This is a genomic window from Endoryza foliicola (genome assembly GCF_050589245.1).
Lineage (GTDB): Bacteria > Bacteroidota > Bacteroidia > Chitinophagales > Chitinophagaceae > Endoryza > Endoryza foliicola.
Genome location: NZ_JBOBEW010000002.1, coordinates 132920 through 147918, shown reverse-complemented (window position 1 = coordinate 147918; position 14999 = coordinate 132920). Strand labels below are relative to the sequence as shown.

At 40.7% G+C, this 14999-nt stretch carries 11 protein-coding genes; 5 read left to right on the top strand and 6 right to left on the bottom strand.

Features of this window, described 5'->3' with window-relative positions:
* Positions 1–51: 51 nt before the first annotated feature.
* Positions 52–2862, bottom strand: a complete 2811-nt coding sequence (locus ACQ2HE_RS04585; protein ID WP_430897920.1) for a hypothetical protein — start codon at positions 2860–2862, stop codon at positions 52–54.
* A gap of 5 nt (positions 2863–2867) precedes the next feature.
* Positions 2868–3173: a hypothetical protein gene (locus tag ACQ2HE_RS04580; protein WP_430897922.1), complete on the bottom strand. Its 306-nt coding sequence runs from the start codon at positions 3171–3173 to the stop codon at positions 2868–2870.
* A gap of 131 nt (positions 3174–3304) precedes the next feature.
* Here ACQ2HE_RS04580 and ahcY point away from each other — a divergent pair, with 131 nt between their 5' ends.
* Complete coding sequence (gene ahcY / locus ACQ2HE_RS04575; protein WP_430897924.1) at positions 3305–4630, top strand: adenosylhomocysteinase; 1326 nt, start codon at positions 3305–3307, stop codon at positions 4628–4630.
* Between the two features lie 56 nt (positions 4631–4686).
* On the opposite strand, the gene ACQ2HE_RS04570 is transcribed toward ahcY, so the two are convergent.
* Positions 4687–7602 carry an FAD-binding and (Fe-S)-binding domain-containing protein gene (locus ACQ2HE_RS04570; RefSeq protein WP_430897926.1) on the bottom strand — a complete coding sequence of 972 codons (2916 nt, stop codon included), beginning with the start codon at positions 7600–7602 and terminating at the stop codon, positions 4687–4689.
* Positions 7603–7803: 201 nt separating this feature from the next.
* Here ACQ2HE_RS04570 and ACQ2HE_RS04565 point away from each other — a divergent pair, with 201 nt between their 5' ends.
* Positions 7804–8442 carry a hypothetical protein gene (locus ACQ2HE_RS04565; protein WP_430897928.1) on the top strand — a complete coding sequence of 213 codons (639 nt, stop codon included), beginning with the start codon at positions 7804–7806 and terminating at the stop codon, positions 8440–8442.
* Between the two features lie 89 nt (positions 8443–8531).
* Here ACQ2HE_RS04565 and ACQ2HE_RS04560 read toward each other — a convergent pair whose 3' ends face one another.
* On the bottom strand, positions 8532–9440 hold the full coding sequence (locus tag ACQ2HE_RS04560) for a sugar phosphate isomerase/epimerase family protein (RefSeq protein ID WP_430897930.1): 909 nt from the start codon (positions 9438–9440) through the stop codon (positions 8532–8534).
* Between the two features lie 290 nt (positions 9441–9730).
* Here ACQ2HE_RS04560 and ACQ2HE_RS04555 point away from each other — a divergent pair, with 290 nt between their 5' ends.
* A complete protein-coding gene (locus ACQ2HE_RS04555; RefSeq protein ID WP_430897932.1) occupies positions 9731–10930 on the top strand; it encodes a DUF2130 domain-containing protein in 1200 nt (399 codons plus the stop codon).
* 2 nt (positions 10931–10932) lie between these two features.
* Here the strand turns inward: ACQ2HE_RS04555 and ACQ2HE_RS04550 are convergent, their stop codons facing one another.
* A complete protein-coding gene (locus ACQ2HE_RS04550) occupies positions 10933–11577 on the bottom strand; it encodes a 4'-phosphopantetheinyl transferase family protein (protein ID WP_430897934.1) in 645 nt (214 codons plus the stop codon).
* 63 nt (positions 11578–11640) lie between these two features.
* On the opposite strand from ACQ2HE_RS04550, the gene dcd reads away from it, so the two are divergent.
* Positions 11641–12177, top strand: coding sequence for a dCTP deaminase (dcd, locus tag ACQ2HE_RS04545; protein ID WP_430897936.1), 537 nt, complete (start codon positions 11641–11643; stop codon positions 12175–12177).
* Here dcd and ACQ2HE_RS04540 read toward each other — a convergent pair.
* Positions 12174–13244, bottom strand: a complete 1071-nt coding sequence (locus tag ACQ2HE_RS04540) for a DUF3810 domain-containing protein (protein ID WP_430897938.1) — start codon at positions 13242–13244, stop codon at positions 12174–12176. The two genes, dcd and ACQ2HE_RS04540, sit on opposite strands and share 4 nt — an antisense overlap.
* 55 nt (positions 13245–13299) lie before the next feature.
* On the opposite strand from ACQ2HE_RS04540, the gene ACQ2HE_RS04535 reads away from it, so the two are divergent.
* Positions 13300–14925 carry an acyl-CoA carboxylase subunit beta gene (locus ACQ2HE_RS04535; protein WP_430897940.1) on the top strand — a complete coding sequence of 542 codons (1626 nt, stop codon included), beginning with the start codon at positions 13300–13302 and terminating at the stop codon, positions 14923–14925.
* The last annotated feature ends 74 nt before the right edge of the window (positions 14926–14999 follow it).

Sequence of the window (14999 nt, the reverse complement as noted above, 5' to 3'; positions counted from 1 at the left end):
AAAGGCCCTCAACGCGCAAGCATTGGGGGCTTTCTTATTGTATTAATTAACTTAACGAGAAATCAAGTTTACTGGCAATACGAATTCAAATTGATGTGGAGACAACCCTTGTAAAGACGCATCCAGCAAATAGCTGTACCGTAGTCCAAAACTTACAGGTTGCTGATTCCACCATTTGGTATCGAAGTAAATCTCCCCACCGGTTGAACGGTATTCCAAATTAACTAATCTGCGTTGCGTATTGTATTCTGCAATTTTGGTATAATCGAAGAAGGCATTTGCGCGAATTCGTTGCACGTATACGATGCTGGCCACTCCTTTGTCGGGATATAAAATTGGAAAATGATAGTTTACTCCTGCTTTCATCATTTGATGGAAATTGCGCGCTACATAACCTCTTGAAAACGGAAACGAATTGCTAAAGAAAATGTCTCGAATGGTATCACGGCGGTGAACAGCTGCATTTATTACCAAGCTATGTGTAGTTGCTAATCCGGGCAAGTACACCGTACCATTGGCTAAGAACTGATAGCCGTTAACACGCGTTGCTGTTTTATAAAATGTAAGCAACAAACTCTTTGCAAAGCGAGGATAGATCTGCATTTTGGCAGTTGGCAGTTGTTGTACATAGCTTAGGTTACTCACAACATAGGTGAAACTGCGTCGGTCAAAGGTATCCTTATACTTACCCAAATAATCGGGCTTATTTAGTACAAAATCGCTGGTCAATCGCAAATTTCGGAAGTACTTCTTACCTGAAAAATTAAGCGGTATTGAAACCCCTACTCTCGATTCAAATTCATTCCAACGAACCAAATCGTTGTTATAGGTGAAAGCTCTATCCTTGTTATAGTTCACACCCATTCGAATCCAGGGAAACCAAGCGGCATAAGTGGCCACATAACCAACCTTTTTTGATTTTTCATTGGTATTGTAGGTAAAGCTCAAATCAGATTGCAATGTATTCAATACGTTCTCACTTATGAAAGTAAGCGTGTATTCCGGATCATTAAAGTCAGGCAACCAACTGTGAAAGTTGAATAAATTGAATGCTTTTGAGAAGTATTTGGTTTTAGAAGGTGTACTGTCGTTCAAAGGCAATCTACCTGATTCAATCGTATTTACACCAAAGTTAAAGCGGGCCGATTTTGAAGGATCAACAGCTTCCCATTTTAACTTGTTCATATCTGTGTTGACGACCTGTTGACCCACAGCCGTAAACTCGGTCCATACAGCCTTTGCACCATTGGCAGCCAATTGATAGGCCCCGGTATTGACCGTTCCCCGATCCATTTTAAAGAATGACTTTCCATCGAAGAGAAACAGATGATCGGCATTGCCCCAGCTCATGGTAAAATAGAGACTATCGTTGTGGGTATTCAAGAATCCGATTACCTGCCATTGAAAAGGCAGCAAAACTGTTTCTTTACCGGTACTAATATCTAGTTTGGTAATACCCATTTGTCCGTCCTGATTTCTTACGGCTACTACTATGGTTTGTGCATTCAAGAATTTGGGACCTGTATAGTAATACTGCTGATTATTTGGGAAGGATTTAATTATTTTGCCTTCAACAGCATCCAATAATTCTACTGAATTTTTACCATCGGTGGTTTGTTGAACTGCTACAATTCGATCACCTTTGGCATTGATATCAGGAGAGAATAATTTGGTGTGTTTGGTGATGGTACGTTGTTCGCCGGTGGTTGCATCCAACAGTCTTATTTCACTATAGTTTCTCCAGCCCCAGCGAAGGTCATAGCCCACCGCGGCATATACAATTTGCTGATTGCGAACTGAAAAATAAGCATCCAGAGAAAGATCTTTCATTCGAATCTTTTTCTCTTCTCCGGTTTTAACGTTCTTACTTACAAAATAAGGAATGCGTTTATACGAGCTGGAAACATACACATAATGATCTTTATCGAGCCATTGCGGATACTCTTCTTCGCTCACAAAATGCTTTTGGGAAGCAGCGAATTGGTGAATGGTATCTGTTTCTGAAACCAATTGATTTTTATAGAACTGTAACGCCTCATTTACAAATTGGGTGTACGATTTACCGGATGCTCTCTTAATACCGGATTGAAAGGGATAGAACAGTCCTTTGAACCGAACGGCATCATTGGTGACCTTGCCCCAAAAATCGGCACCATATTTTTCACGACCGTAGGCTGAGAGCAAGTAGCCAAGATCATAGTGACTGGGAACATAGTCGCGCAGAGAACCATTTCTAAGTTTCATCCATGAATAATTCTTGTTGGCCAGCCAAAGCGATCGATAACTATTGAAAAAATAAGGCAATCGACCTCTACCTTGGTTGGTTTGTTGCGTCTCTTGATACACTGCGTCGCCCTCCCAAAACCAATTTGGAACAGCGGCATTGGCTACTAAGGTAACTGCCAATTGCCCTCCGAATATGTAACTGGCTTTCGTAATGCCTTTATTAAAATTGGCAAATTGTTGCACATGCCTGAATTCGTGGGTAGCTAATTGTTCATACCATGGTAAAGAGCCCAATTCGAAGCTGTTTTGATTCGGCGTCATAAAAAATTCGCTACGCCAAGGCCCTAGTCCTACATACCCATTGGAAACCGTTGTTTGATTTTGGAGAAGTATTGGGATGCGTCGATTCTTTCCACCCAATGTTTGGGCAGTAGGTGCCAAGCTCCCTGTAATAATTGATATTTTTTTTGCAATAGAATCGAGCCCAAATGGATAGACAACTCTGGCTTCTTTCGTTATAATTTGCTTCCAATGAATGGAGGGTGGATTTCCACCGAATTGTTGAGCCTTTAAAACAGATCCAAAACCAAAGACTGAACACAACAGCAAAGTGAAACGCAAGGATGATTTAATCATAACTCTTATTTGCTCAAATGCAAGCTTATTTTTTCTAAAAATGCCGCGTTGGCCTGTTCCATATTGGGTCCATAGTTCACTACCAAGGTGCCTTTTGTACCATCGGAGGCAGCCAATCCTAAAACAATGGCTTCATCTGCAGGGTCTGTATCCCCTTCAAAACGATACCACTCTACAATTTCAAGGTCTTCGGCACTGTAAACCCTGCTATTGGAGCAGGTAATGGCGTGAGCGTCGATTCCAAAATCGTGCTCAAAACCTCTGGAATTTAGGCTGGAAATAGCTTCAGAAACCGTTTCATATACGTACATATAGCTGCTTTTTTACAAGTTACGAAAAATAGCATCGAACCGTTGATATAGCCTTATCCCCATTTGGGAGTTTTTCACCTTTGGGAGAACGCTCTATTAATACTAATTTTGCAAAAAATAAACTAGATAACATGTCAACAACACTTTCTCAAATTGACTTTAGCCTTCAATACAAGGTAAAAGATATCAGCCTTGCTGAGTGGGGACGTAAAGAAATCCGTTTGGCAGAAGCTGAAATGCCGGGTTTGATGGCCCTCCGTGCCGAATATGGTGCAAGCCAACCATTAAAGGGTGCTCGTATCGCAGGATGTTTACATATGACCATCCAAACTGCGGTTTTGATTGAAACTTTGGTGGCTTTAGGTGCTGAAGTAAAATGGAGTTCTTGTAATATTTTCTCTACTCAAGATCATGCTGCTGCTGCTATTGCTGCTGCAGGTATCGGCGTATTTGCATGGAAAGGGCAGACCATTGAAGAAGCTGATTGGTGTATTGAACAAACCTTGTTCTTTGGCGGTGCTGATAAGCCTTTGAACATGATTTTGGATGATGGTGGCGACTTAACCAATATGGTTTTGGATAAATACCCTGAGTTGGTTCCAAATGTGAAAGGTATTTCAGAAGAAACTACTACCGGTGTTCACCGTTTGTATGAGCGCATGGCGAAAGGTACATTACCAATGCCTGCGATCAACGTAAACGATTCTGTAACGAAGTCTAAATTCGATAATAAATACGGTTGTAAAGAAAGCTTGGTTGACGCGATCCGTCGTGCTACCGATGTAATGTTGGCCGGTAAAGTGGCTGTTGTAGGTAGCTATGGTGACGTTGGTAAAGGATCTGCAGCATCTTTACAAGGTTCAGGATGCCGCGTTATTGTAACTGAAATCGATCCTATTTGCGCTTTGCAAGCTGCTATGGACGGTTTTGAAGTGAAGAAAATGGTTGACGCTGTTAAAGAAGCGGATATCATCGTAACTGCTTCAGGTTGCCGCGACTTGATCACTGAAAAGCATTTCCGCTTGATGAAAGATAAGGCGATCGTTTGTAACATCGGTCACTTCGATATTGAAATTGATATGGCTTGGTTGAACAAAAACTACGGTCATACAAAAGATACCATCAAACCTCAGGTTGATATCTATAACATCGACGGTAAAGACATTATCGTATTGGCGGAGGGCCGTTTGGTAAACTTAGGTTGCGCTACCGGTCACCCTTCATTCGTAATGAGTAATTCATTCACTAACCAAACTTTGGCTCAAATTGAATTGTGGACTAACCACAGCAACTATGAAAACAAAGTATACGTTCTCCCTAAACACTTAGATGAGAAAGTTGCTCGTTTGCATTTGGCTAAAATTGGTGTTGAATTGGATGAGTTAACTCAAGAACAGGCCGATTACTTGGGTATTCCTAAGAACGGACCGTTCAAGGCTGAACACTATCGTTATTAATATCAATAACATCGAAATAAAAAAGGAGTTAGTTTCACTAACTCCTTTTTTTATGATCATTTTAATGCATTGTACAACACTTCAACGGGGTGCAAGGCTATTTTGCCGGTTCCGTCTTTTACCTGATGTCGGCAACTAGTGCCCGGAGCAGCAATGATAGTGGCATCTGAGGCTTTTCTGACTGTTGGGAAGAGCACCAACTCTCCTACTTTTACAGATAAGTCGTAATGCTCTTTTTCATATCCGAAACTACCGGCCATTCCGCAACATCCTGAAGGGATAACGGAAACTTTGTATCCTTTTGGAATGGAAAGAATGGAAACCGTAGGTTGAACCGATGAAACGGATTTTTGTTGACAGTGACCATGTAGTAAAATCTCTTGTTCCTTCGTTTCAAACAACGAAGTGTCGATTCTACCTGCTTTCAATTCACGGTCAAGAAATTCTTCAATAGTGAAACTATACTTTGCTAGCTTTTTTGATTGATCGAGCGTTTGATCGGAGGCCAGATCAACGTATTCATCTCGAAAGGTTAAAATTGCGGAAGGTTCCACTCCTACTATAGGCGTTGCTTCAGACACCAGTGGTGCCAGAGCTTTCACATTCGCTTCAACAAAGGTTTTCGCTCGCTTGAGCAATCCTTTCGACAAAGAAGCTCTGCCGCTTTCCGTATGTTTTGGAATCACTACATCATAACCAAGTTTATCAAGTAATAAGATAGCTTTCATTCCAATTTCAGTATCGTTGAAATTGGTGAATTCATCGCAGAAGAAATATACTTTGCTATGATAGTTATTTCGTTTGTTTAGCAAGAACTTTTTGTACCAAGCCTCCAAGGTGAATTTGTGCAAGGTAGGCATGGAACGATCTTTCGCAAAACCTGCAATGGATTTAATCAAATTAGAGGTGGCTGCGTTCTTCACTAAAAAGTTATAAGCCCCCGGCCACACCGACGCTAATTTCGAAGCCGTTCCAAATTGAGAAATCAGTTTGGAGCGGAATGGAACTCCGTTGGCATCATAGTAGTGCTGTAAAAATTCGGCTTTTAGCTTCGCTACATCTACATTGCTCGGACATTCCGACTTACAACCCTTACAGCTCAGGCAAAGATCCATTACTTCATAAATTTCTTTATGATCGAAACGATTCATTTTATCGGAATGGGTGAGAAACTCACGCAAGATATTTGCACGAGCGCGGGTGGTTTCCTTTTCATTTCGAGTAGCCATGTACGATGGGCACATGGTTCCGCCGCTTAAATGGGTTTTCCTACAATCGCCACTACCATTGCACTGTTCAGCATGCTGTAATATATCTTGATTCGGGAATCTAAAATGCGTTTTGAATTCCGGAGTTTGTTGACCGGGAGTATAGCGAAGCATTGCATTCATGGGCGGAGTATCTACAATTTTATTAGGATTGAAGATGTTCTGTGGGTCCCATAAATACTTAATCTTTTTTAGCAATTGATAGTTTTTCTTTCCCACCATTTGCTCAATGAATTCACCTCTTAAGCGACCATCACCGTGTTCACCACTAAGAGAGCCTTGATATTTTTTGACCAAAGTTGCAATCTCGCTGGCGATGTCGTGAAAAAGTTGATTGCCTTCTTTTGTTTTTAGGTTGATAATGGGTCGCAGGTGCAGTTCTCCGGAACCGGCATGCGCGTAGTGAACCGAATAGAGATTGTATTTCTTGAGAATTTCGTTGAATTCCGCGATGTATGCAGGAAGATCTTTCACGTCTACTGCTGTATCCTCAATTACAGGTACTGCTTTTTCGTCGCCCGGCAGGTTACTTAAGAGCCCTAAACCGGCTTTGCGAAGGGTCCATATCTTTTTAGTGTCTGCACCAAACAAAAGAGGGAAATGATAGCCCAATCCCGCGGCACGCATCCTTTCTTCACAAGCTTTGGCATCTCTTTCAATTTCTTCTTTTGTTTCTCGTGCAAATTCAATCACCAAAATAGCACCGGGGTCGCCTTGCACGAAGAAGCGGTTCTTTTGTTGTTCAATATTGTTTTTGGTGCATTCGAGAATATAATGATCAATAAGTTCACTTGCACTAATTTGAAACTCAACAGCAATCAAGTTGGCTTGAAGTGATTCATCGATAGAATTGAAATGCACACAAAGCAGCCCGGTTTCCTTTGGAGGAAGCGGCACCACATTTAGTTTGATTTCAGTAATGAATGCCAATGTTCCTTCACTACCTGCAATAAGAGAACAGAAATTGAACTCAGGTCCACCGGCGTTGAATGGCGCCATTTCTATTAATAAGTCAACAGCGTAACCGGTATTCCGTCGTTCCACCGTTTTCATCGGGAATTCTTTTCTAATTTCAGTTTGTGTATCGTAGTTCGATAAAATTGCCCTGGTTTCTCTATATATGGCAGCTTCCAAACCATCGCCTTCGCATTTGGCATGAAAATCATCTAAGCTTAAAGCTCCAAAAACTGCCTCCGACCCATCACTCAAGATTGCCTTAACTTCTAATAAATGCTCCCTTGTGCTTCTGTACACCACACTATTAGAACCGCAACTGTTGTTTCCCACCATACCACCAATCATGGCGCGATTAGCAGTAGAGGTTTCCGGTCCGAAAAAGAGACCGTGTGGTTTTAGAAAAAGATTCAATTCATCGCGAATAACACCCGGCTGTACACGAACCCAAGATTCTTCTTTATTCAATTCTAAAATAGAGGTGAAGTTTTTTGAAACATCCACAATAATTCCATTGCCTACTACTTGACCGGCAAGGGAGGTTCCGGCGGTTCGTGGTATCAAAGAAGTTTGATGCGTTCGGGCAAAAGCAATCAGTTCTTTCAAGTCCTTTTCTGAGGCAGGAATAGCAACTGCCAGGGGCATTTCTCGATAAGCAGAAGCATCTGTTGCATAGAGTGTTCTCATAGTGCTATCGGTAAACAATTTCCCCTCGAGTCGTTGCGCCAATTTGGCCAAATGTTGTTGCATGATCTTGAAAGCTAATGAGGCACAAATTTACCCCCGAAAACCTGAAAATGGATGCAATCTTTCAGACTTATTCGCATAATTGCCTTCCAATTTGCAAAATACTAACACACGTTTATTTGCGGATTCCCGGTTAATCCGTTATTTTGTTTGCTGAAAGCCAACTCCATCGGCCATTTCACCATCTACTAAAAAAAGAGTCCAATGAGATCCTTTCTTTCATTTGTCCTTATTTGCAGCGCCTTCGTATGTAGCGCACAAGAAGTTCCTGATTTTCCCGACTACCGCAATAAAAAAGAAAGCTTTGCAAAGGTTTCTGAAAAATACATCAAAGCTGATCTCGCCAGTTTCACGATTGGCGGGCTAGATGAAAGTATCGGCAAAACACCCTTGAAGAAAATTTCTCCATTTGCCTATACTAGGAATATGATGAATTTCAAACAGGATGATATCACCGTAACGGTAACCACCGTGCCCTTCAATGCAAGCGGTAAGAAAATTCAGAAAGTTGGTGAACATGTGGTAAAAATTGATGGAAAACCATTTTATGGAAGTTTCGGTCAAATGCCCATAACGGCGATAGAATCTGTAAAAGTACTGTGGGGAAAAGACACCATTGAAATTCCACGAATCGCTTATTTTGATCTGTACAATTTGAATTTCACGTATAAAGATAAGGCCGGTACAGAACGTACGAGCAACGGAGTGTACTTCTCGCCCGATGGAAAACGGATGTACATTTACATGCTCAGTAAAAATGAAGAAGGAAGTTATGAAGTAACTTGGGTGATAGAAGACAAGAAGTATTTCAGAAGGGTGTTGGATTGGGGATTTACGAAGTGAGAAGACAATTAAGAATTAAGAGTTAAGAATTAAAATACAAAAGGCGCCGATGGCGCCTTTTGTATTTTATAGTCTGAGGAGCAGAATTATTAATAGCCCCATTTTTTCATAATAGCCAAATCTTCTTTTACATCATCGAGTGGGCTTCTACCTTGATAGCTCTCTTGCTCAATAATGAAGTGAATGGTACCGCCAGACTTCTTTCCTAAATCAATAACTTCTTTTACGCTAACAATACCTTTACCCAAAATAGTGCTTTCGTATTTTTCATGTCCTTCTTTTGCAAGAATTTCATCTTTAACGTGCATAGATTCGAATCGGCCGGGCCATTTTTTAACAACATCGATGGCTTTTGCGCCACCATTGTAAAGGTTGCCAATATCTAATTGTTGCATTACAAGAGCAGGATCTGTGTTCTTCAAAATGATGTCGTACACCGATTGCCCATTGAGTTGTTGGCTGAATTCAAAATCGTGGTTATGATAGCCAAACTTCATTCCGGAGGCTTTACACAATTCTCCACTCTTATTGAATACTTCCATATAGGACAATATTCCATCGTATGTTTTGCGCAGGCTTTCATCGAGCCATGGGCTGATCACAAACTTTTGGCCGGCAATTGCAGCATCTTCTACGGTGTATTTCCAAGCATCAGTGAATTCCTTTTTGCCGGCATCCCAATGTCCCTTGCCCATTACGGTGTGTCCGCTGGGCATGGTCATTCCCAAATCGTCTAAAATTTTCTTAAACTCTTTTGCTGTGTATCCATAGAATTTTCTGTTGATGTAATTCGCATGCTCAACGTGCTTGTAGCCCATAGCAGCCAATTGTTTTAAAGTTCCCAAAGGATCTTTCATCATTTCATTTCGAACGGAATACAATTGTACTCCGGTTAATTTTACGTCCTTGTTGAACTCAAATAAACCGGACCTCATTACACCGGCGCCGGCTAATAAAACAGAGCCGTTTTTGAGGAAGTTTCTTCTACTTTGTTGCATAGCAATAATTAGTTAGTTGATTAAGAATGGATGCTCTGTAATTTCCTGAATTAATCTTAGAATCTGCAAGTTTTTTTTACAGACGGCTGTCATCATTAGTAGTTTGTTTTTAACTGATTGGGGCGTTAAGCCTTTTTCAGGCGGCTTTATAATTACAATTATTAGTAATTTGAAAGTGGAAGGCTTCGTTCCAGCTAATTCAATAGAATCGGGGAAAATTTTACTAAAAATTTTGGGGTTGGAAACAGGAAGGTCCGATGTGATTTCGTAATCTTGTAAAAAAATACCGGATGTCAGCATCTATAACATGTCCAAATTGTCACACCACATTTGAGCCCAATGAAATCATTCGTGAGGAGGTAGAGAAAGAATTGCGTGTGAAAATGGTTGAGTGGCAAAAGAAGAAACAGCAGGAAATGGATCTGCAATTGCAGGATGAAAAACGAAAAACGCAGCTTGAAATAGAACAACAACTCCGCAAATCGCTCTCAGCCGACTATGATAACAAACTTCGCTTATTGGAAACCACCAATAAAGAGAACGAAGCCCGTTTGAAAGAGGCGCGTATGAAAGAAGTGGAGTTTTTACAGAAAGAACAGCAATTGAAGAACAAAGAAGCGGAATTAGAGCTATCAGTTCAGAAAAGGTTGCAAGAAGAACGTTCGAAGTTGAGTGATGATATTCGAAAGCTGGAAGAACAGAAAACGGCCAATAAAGAATTGGAATACCAAATGCGGATGCGCGAATTGGAAAAGCAATTAGAAGATCAGAAGAAGTTGGCAGATGAGATGAGACGTAAAGCAGAGCAGGGTTCTATGCAATTGCAAGGCGAAATTCAGGAATTGGCTTTGGAAGAATTGTTACGATCGAATTTTCCTTTTGACGCTATCAGTGAAGTTGGGAAAGGCATTCGTGGAGCCGATTGTATTCAAACCGTTCGTAACAATACCGGTCAAAATTGTGGTACGATTATCTATGAAAGTAAACGTACCAAAGATTTCTCCATGGAGTGGATTGAAAAACTAAAAGCCGATAAAAGAAGTTTAAATGCCGATGTTGCCGTGATTGTAACCCAAGCTATGCCTAAAGACATGAAACAGTTTGGAGAAAAAGATGGCGTGTGGATTTGTAGTTTTGATGAGGTATCCGGTGTCACTCATTTGCTACGCGATGGCATCATTCGCATTTACAATGCTACAAAAAATGAGGAAAACAAGGGAGATAAAATGCACATGCTCTACAATTATTTAACCAGTAATGAATTTAGTGAGCAATGGAAAGCTATTAGGGAGGGGTTCATGTCAATGAAACTGTCCATTCAAAAAGAACGCGATGCCATGGAAAAGTTGTGGAAAGCAAGGGAAAAACAATTGGAAAAAGTATTACTCAATGCTGCGCACATAAAAGGAAGTGTAGAAGGTATAGCCGGTCAAGATTCGATCAATTTAAACCTCTTGGGTGATGGCAACGATGAATTGATGTTAGATTAGGCTCAAGGTTCCGATACCACCCAACTAAGAACCAATGGATCAAAAATACGCCCCTGCACTTCTAGTTGCCGGGGTTTTTCTTTTGAAAACTGAAAGGGAAGGTCGATAAAATCATCGTTTTTATAAATCGGTATACCGTTTAGTTGCATGTGCTCTTTGAAGTCGACGCCACCTTTTCCATACCACTTATAAACTGCCTCTTTTGCGCTCCACATTACGGTTGTCAATTGCAAATGCATTTCTTCTAAGTAACGCCAATTCTCCATATAAGCCGCTTCACTTGCATGAAGAAATTTGTGAGCAATAGATTCAAGACGAGGCGAAATGAACTCAACATCTACTCCTACCCGCTTTGTACTACTAGCAATTGCCGCTGCATAATTGCCACAATGTGAAATTGAAAAATGGTATTTCTCATCCGGTAAAAATGGCTTGCGGGTATCTGCAATTTCAATTTCTTCCAAAGGAAAGTCATCAAAAAGCTGGGTCAAAACAAATCGACCTGCGAGGTGCTGTAACATCTTGTAAGGATGTTTTACTTCTTTCTTAAGCGGTACTTTCGCTAGAAAAAACTCCGCATTTTCTTCAATTCTCCAAATGGCTAAATGAGTATGCTGGTCGATATTATGTTGATAAAATAGGGGCATCTTTCGAAAAATCAGGTTTATTTTGCTGAGGCTCGCTGCACCATCAAAATTAGGGAGTAAGTTATGATTTTATCAGATAAAAGAATTTTAGAAGAGATAGAAAAAGGTACGATTAAATTAGACCCATACAATCGATCTTGCCTTGGCAGTAATTCGTACGACGTTCATTTGGGGCAATGGCTAGCCACTTATCGCAACCATATCTTGGATGCTAAGAAGCACAACGAAATTGAATACTTTGAAATTCCGGACGATGGCTTTGTGCTGTACCCGCACGTGTTTTATTTAGGTGCAACATTAGAATATACAGAAACGCACGCACATGTGCCTTTTCTGGAAGGTAAGTCGTCTACCGGCAGATTAGGAATTGATATCCATGCTACTGCAGGAAAAGGAGATGTTGGTTTCTGTGGGTATTGGACACTCGAAATTTCAGTAAAGCAACCCGTTCGCGTTTACAAAGGAATGCCTATTGGACAATTAATTTATTTCCCCGTAGAAGGCGAAATTGAAGTAAAATACAACGAGAAGAAAAACGCTAAATACAGCGGGCAAGCCAGTAAACCGGTAGAAAGTATGATGTGGAAGAACCAGTTTTAATGCTTGTATTTCCGTTCGTATTCTTGCAGCCATAGAATGACCCTACTGTAGGTAATTTTACCATCAGGTTGTTGATTTGCTTTTAGGAATTGGCCGTACCAAAAGTCAATTACCTTTTCTACCGGATTCTCGTACTTCTTATAGAACTGTTGAAGCTCCTTAAAATCATCTTTTACTGCCGGGCTCAAACTACTATCGATTTTTTTCAATTGAATGCTATCGGATCGATACAAATAAGGCCGTCCGTACATATATAAATCAAGATAAACGGAATAGTTAAACAAAGGATCTTTGCTAGCTGCAGCCGCCAAAAAGCCTGAAAAGTTAGCTTCATTTTCTTTTGCATAGCCTAATTGATGTCCTATTTCATGACAAGTTGTAAACGGCAGTACAAATGACGGTACTTTCGTATTCACTTGAGCTTCTCCTGTGAATGGATTGTAGTAACCGGTATATCCGAAATAATTTCCCATCACACCAAACAATGAGGACTTCACACTTGGGTGCTTGTATTCCAAAAAGGGATGTTTGATTTTTATTACGCTATAAGCATCGATGGCACCTGAATAAATGTAGTCCATATTCTTCAGTTGACTTCTATTAGCGTGTGCCGCCGCTTCTGTTTCATTTACCCTATCACGTAGCCAATACATAAGGGAAGAAAGATCTTCTTTTGATATTGCCGTGTCTTTCAATTGAAACTGAAAGGCTACCCCGGCCCTATTATAGTTCAGTCCCCAAAACACATTAAAAACAATGTATATAACCAGTACGTATTTCAAAACACCGGCACCGGTTTCTTTCCAAAAGTCTCGGTTGCTTTTTTGTTGTTTAAGACGTGAAAACCACTTCAGGATCACTCTTGTTAATAAAATAACAGCTAGGGCGTATAACAAATCACCCAAACTAAAGGGAATCCAACCTGTTAGAATTCGAAGTAGGTTGCTAATAAGTGGGTAAAAGGATTGAGAATAGGTGGTTTCAACAAAAACCGGATTTAAAGCCCAGCACTTTATTAACACTATCAGTGCTATTAAAACAATCCAAACATTCATTCGTTTAAACATGGATATAAAAATAAGGCCAAATCGGCTTATAATTGTACTATAATTGCTTGCTTGTATGAACCTTGAATTTAATAAGAACGAAGATGCGATGCGTTTGGCTATAAGTCAAATGAAGCAACGCCTAGAAAAGATCAAAGAAGGCGGAGGGAAGAAATCGATCGAAAAACAGCACGAAAAAAACAAACTCACGGCTCGCGAGCGCATCGAATATTTGCGCGATCCGAATTCCCCATTTATTGAAATAGGTGCATTTACCGGATACGAAATGTATGCCAAACAAGGAGGTTGCCCAGCGGGTGGTACTGTTGGAGGCATCGGATATGTGGCAGGAAAACAGTGTATGATTATCGCGAATGATCAAACAGTAAAAGCCGGAGCTTGGTTTCCCATTACGGGCAAGAAGAATTTACGCTTGCAAGAAATAGCAATGGAGAATCATTTGCCTGTTATTTACTTGGTAGACAGTGCCGGAGTTTTCTTACCGATGCAAGATGAGATCTTTCCCGACAAGGAGCATTTTGGAAGGATCTTCAGAAACAATGCCCGAATGAGTGCTATGGGCATCACCCAAATTTCTGCAGTTATGGGTGCATGCGTTGCCGGGGGTGCGTATTTGCCGATTATGAGTGATGAAACCCTGATGGTATCCAATGCCGGCTCGATATTTCTGGCAGGCCCTTATTTAGTAAAAGCCGCTATTGGTGAAGACATTGACATTGAAACATTGGGGGGAGCTGAAACTCACACCGCAATTAGCGGGATCGCCGACTATAAATTTGACAGCGAACAAGCCTGTTTGGATCATGTAAAAAAGCTAATGAGTTTGTTAGGAGACGCTCCCAAAGCAGGGTTTGATCGAATAAAAGCCATAGCTCCTTCAAGGCCGCCAGACGATATCTTAGGATTGTTTCCGAGCGAAGGAAAACCCTATGATATAAAAGATATTATTGACTGTATTGTAGACGGAGGTAGTTTCCAACCCTATAAAGATGAATTTGGTAAAACCATCGTTTGCGGATATGCGAGAATTGATGGCTGGGCAGTTGGAATTGTAGCGAATCAAAGAAAAATGGTAAAAAGCAAAAAAGGTGAAATGCAAATGGGTGGTGTTATTTATAATGACAGTGCCGACAAAGCTGCGCGTTTTATTATGAATTGCAATCAGAAAAAAATTCCGCTCGTATTCTTACAGGATGTTACCGGATTTATGGTGGGAAGCAGAAGTGAACATTCGGGAATCATCAAAGATGGTGCGAAATTGGTGAATGCTGTAGCCAATTCTGTTGTTCCGAAGTTTACTTTTATAATCGGAAATTCATTTGGAGCAGGAAATTATGCCATGTGTGGAAAAGCATACGATCCTCGTTTGATTTTTGCTTGGCCAACTTCGAAAATTGCTGTTATGGGAGGAGATCAAGCAGCGAAAACCTTGCTTCAAATTCAAGTGGCCTCGCAGAAAGCAGTTGGTAAAACTTTGAGCGCTGAAGAAGAAGCATCAATGCTTGCAACTATTAAACAAAAATACGATACGCAAACAAGTCCATATTATGCCGCGGCTCGGCTGTGGACGGACGGAATTATAGACCCAAGAGATACTCGAGGAATCATTTCTCAAGGAATTACAGCAGCCAACCAAAATCCTGAAATTCAACCATTTAAAACCGGAGTATTTCAAGTTTAACACACAATAAAGACGCAAAAAAAGGGGTCTAGGTAGATTTGAACCGGAGTGCTGTTTAGTTTGGTGTGTATATG

Coding starts and splice junctions, on each gene's coding strand:
- ahcY (WP_430897924.1), top strand. CDS start 3,305: ATGTCAACAACACTTTCTCAAATTGACTTTAGCCTTCAATACAAGGTA.
- ACQ2HE_RS04570 (WP_430897926.1), bottom strand. CDS start 7,602: ATGCAACAACATTTGGCCAAATTGGCGCAACGACTCGAGGGGAAATTG.
- ACQ2HE_RS04550 (WP_430897934.1), bottom strand. CDS start 11,577: ATGCCCCTATTTTATCAACATAATATCGACCAGCATACTCATTTAGCC.
- ACQ2HE_RS04580 (WP_430897922.1), bottom strand. CDS start 3,173: ATGTACGTATATGAAACGGTTTCTGAAGCTATTTCCAGCCTAAATTCC.
- ACQ2HE_RS04560 (WP_430897930.1), bottom strand. CDS start 9,440: ATGCAACAAAGTAGAAGAAACTTCCTCAAAAACGGCTCTGTTTTATTA.
- ACQ2HE_RS04585 (WP_430897920.1), bottom strand. CDS start 2,862: ATGATTAAATCATCCTTGCGTTTCACTTTGCTGTTGTGTTCAGTCTTT.
- ACQ2HE_RS04555 (WP_430897932.1), top strand. CDS start 9,731: ATGTCAGCATCTATAACATGTCCAAATTGTCACACCACATTTGAGCCC.
- ACQ2HE_RS04565 (WP_430897928.1), top strand. CDS start 7,804: ATGAGATCCTTTCTTTCATTTGTCCTTATTTGCAGCGCCTTCGTATGT.
- ACQ2HE_RS04540 (WP_430897938.1), bottom strand. CDS start 13,244: ATGTTTAAACGAATGAATGTTTGGATTGTTTTAATAGCACTGATAGTG.
- ACQ2HE_RS04535 (WP_430897940.1), top strand. CDS start 13,300: ATGAACCTTGAATTTAATAAGAACGAAGATGCGATGCGTTTGGCTATA.
- dcd (WP_430897936.1), top strand. CDS start 11,641: ATGATTTTATCAGATAAAAGAATTTTAGAAGAGATAGAAAAAGGTACG.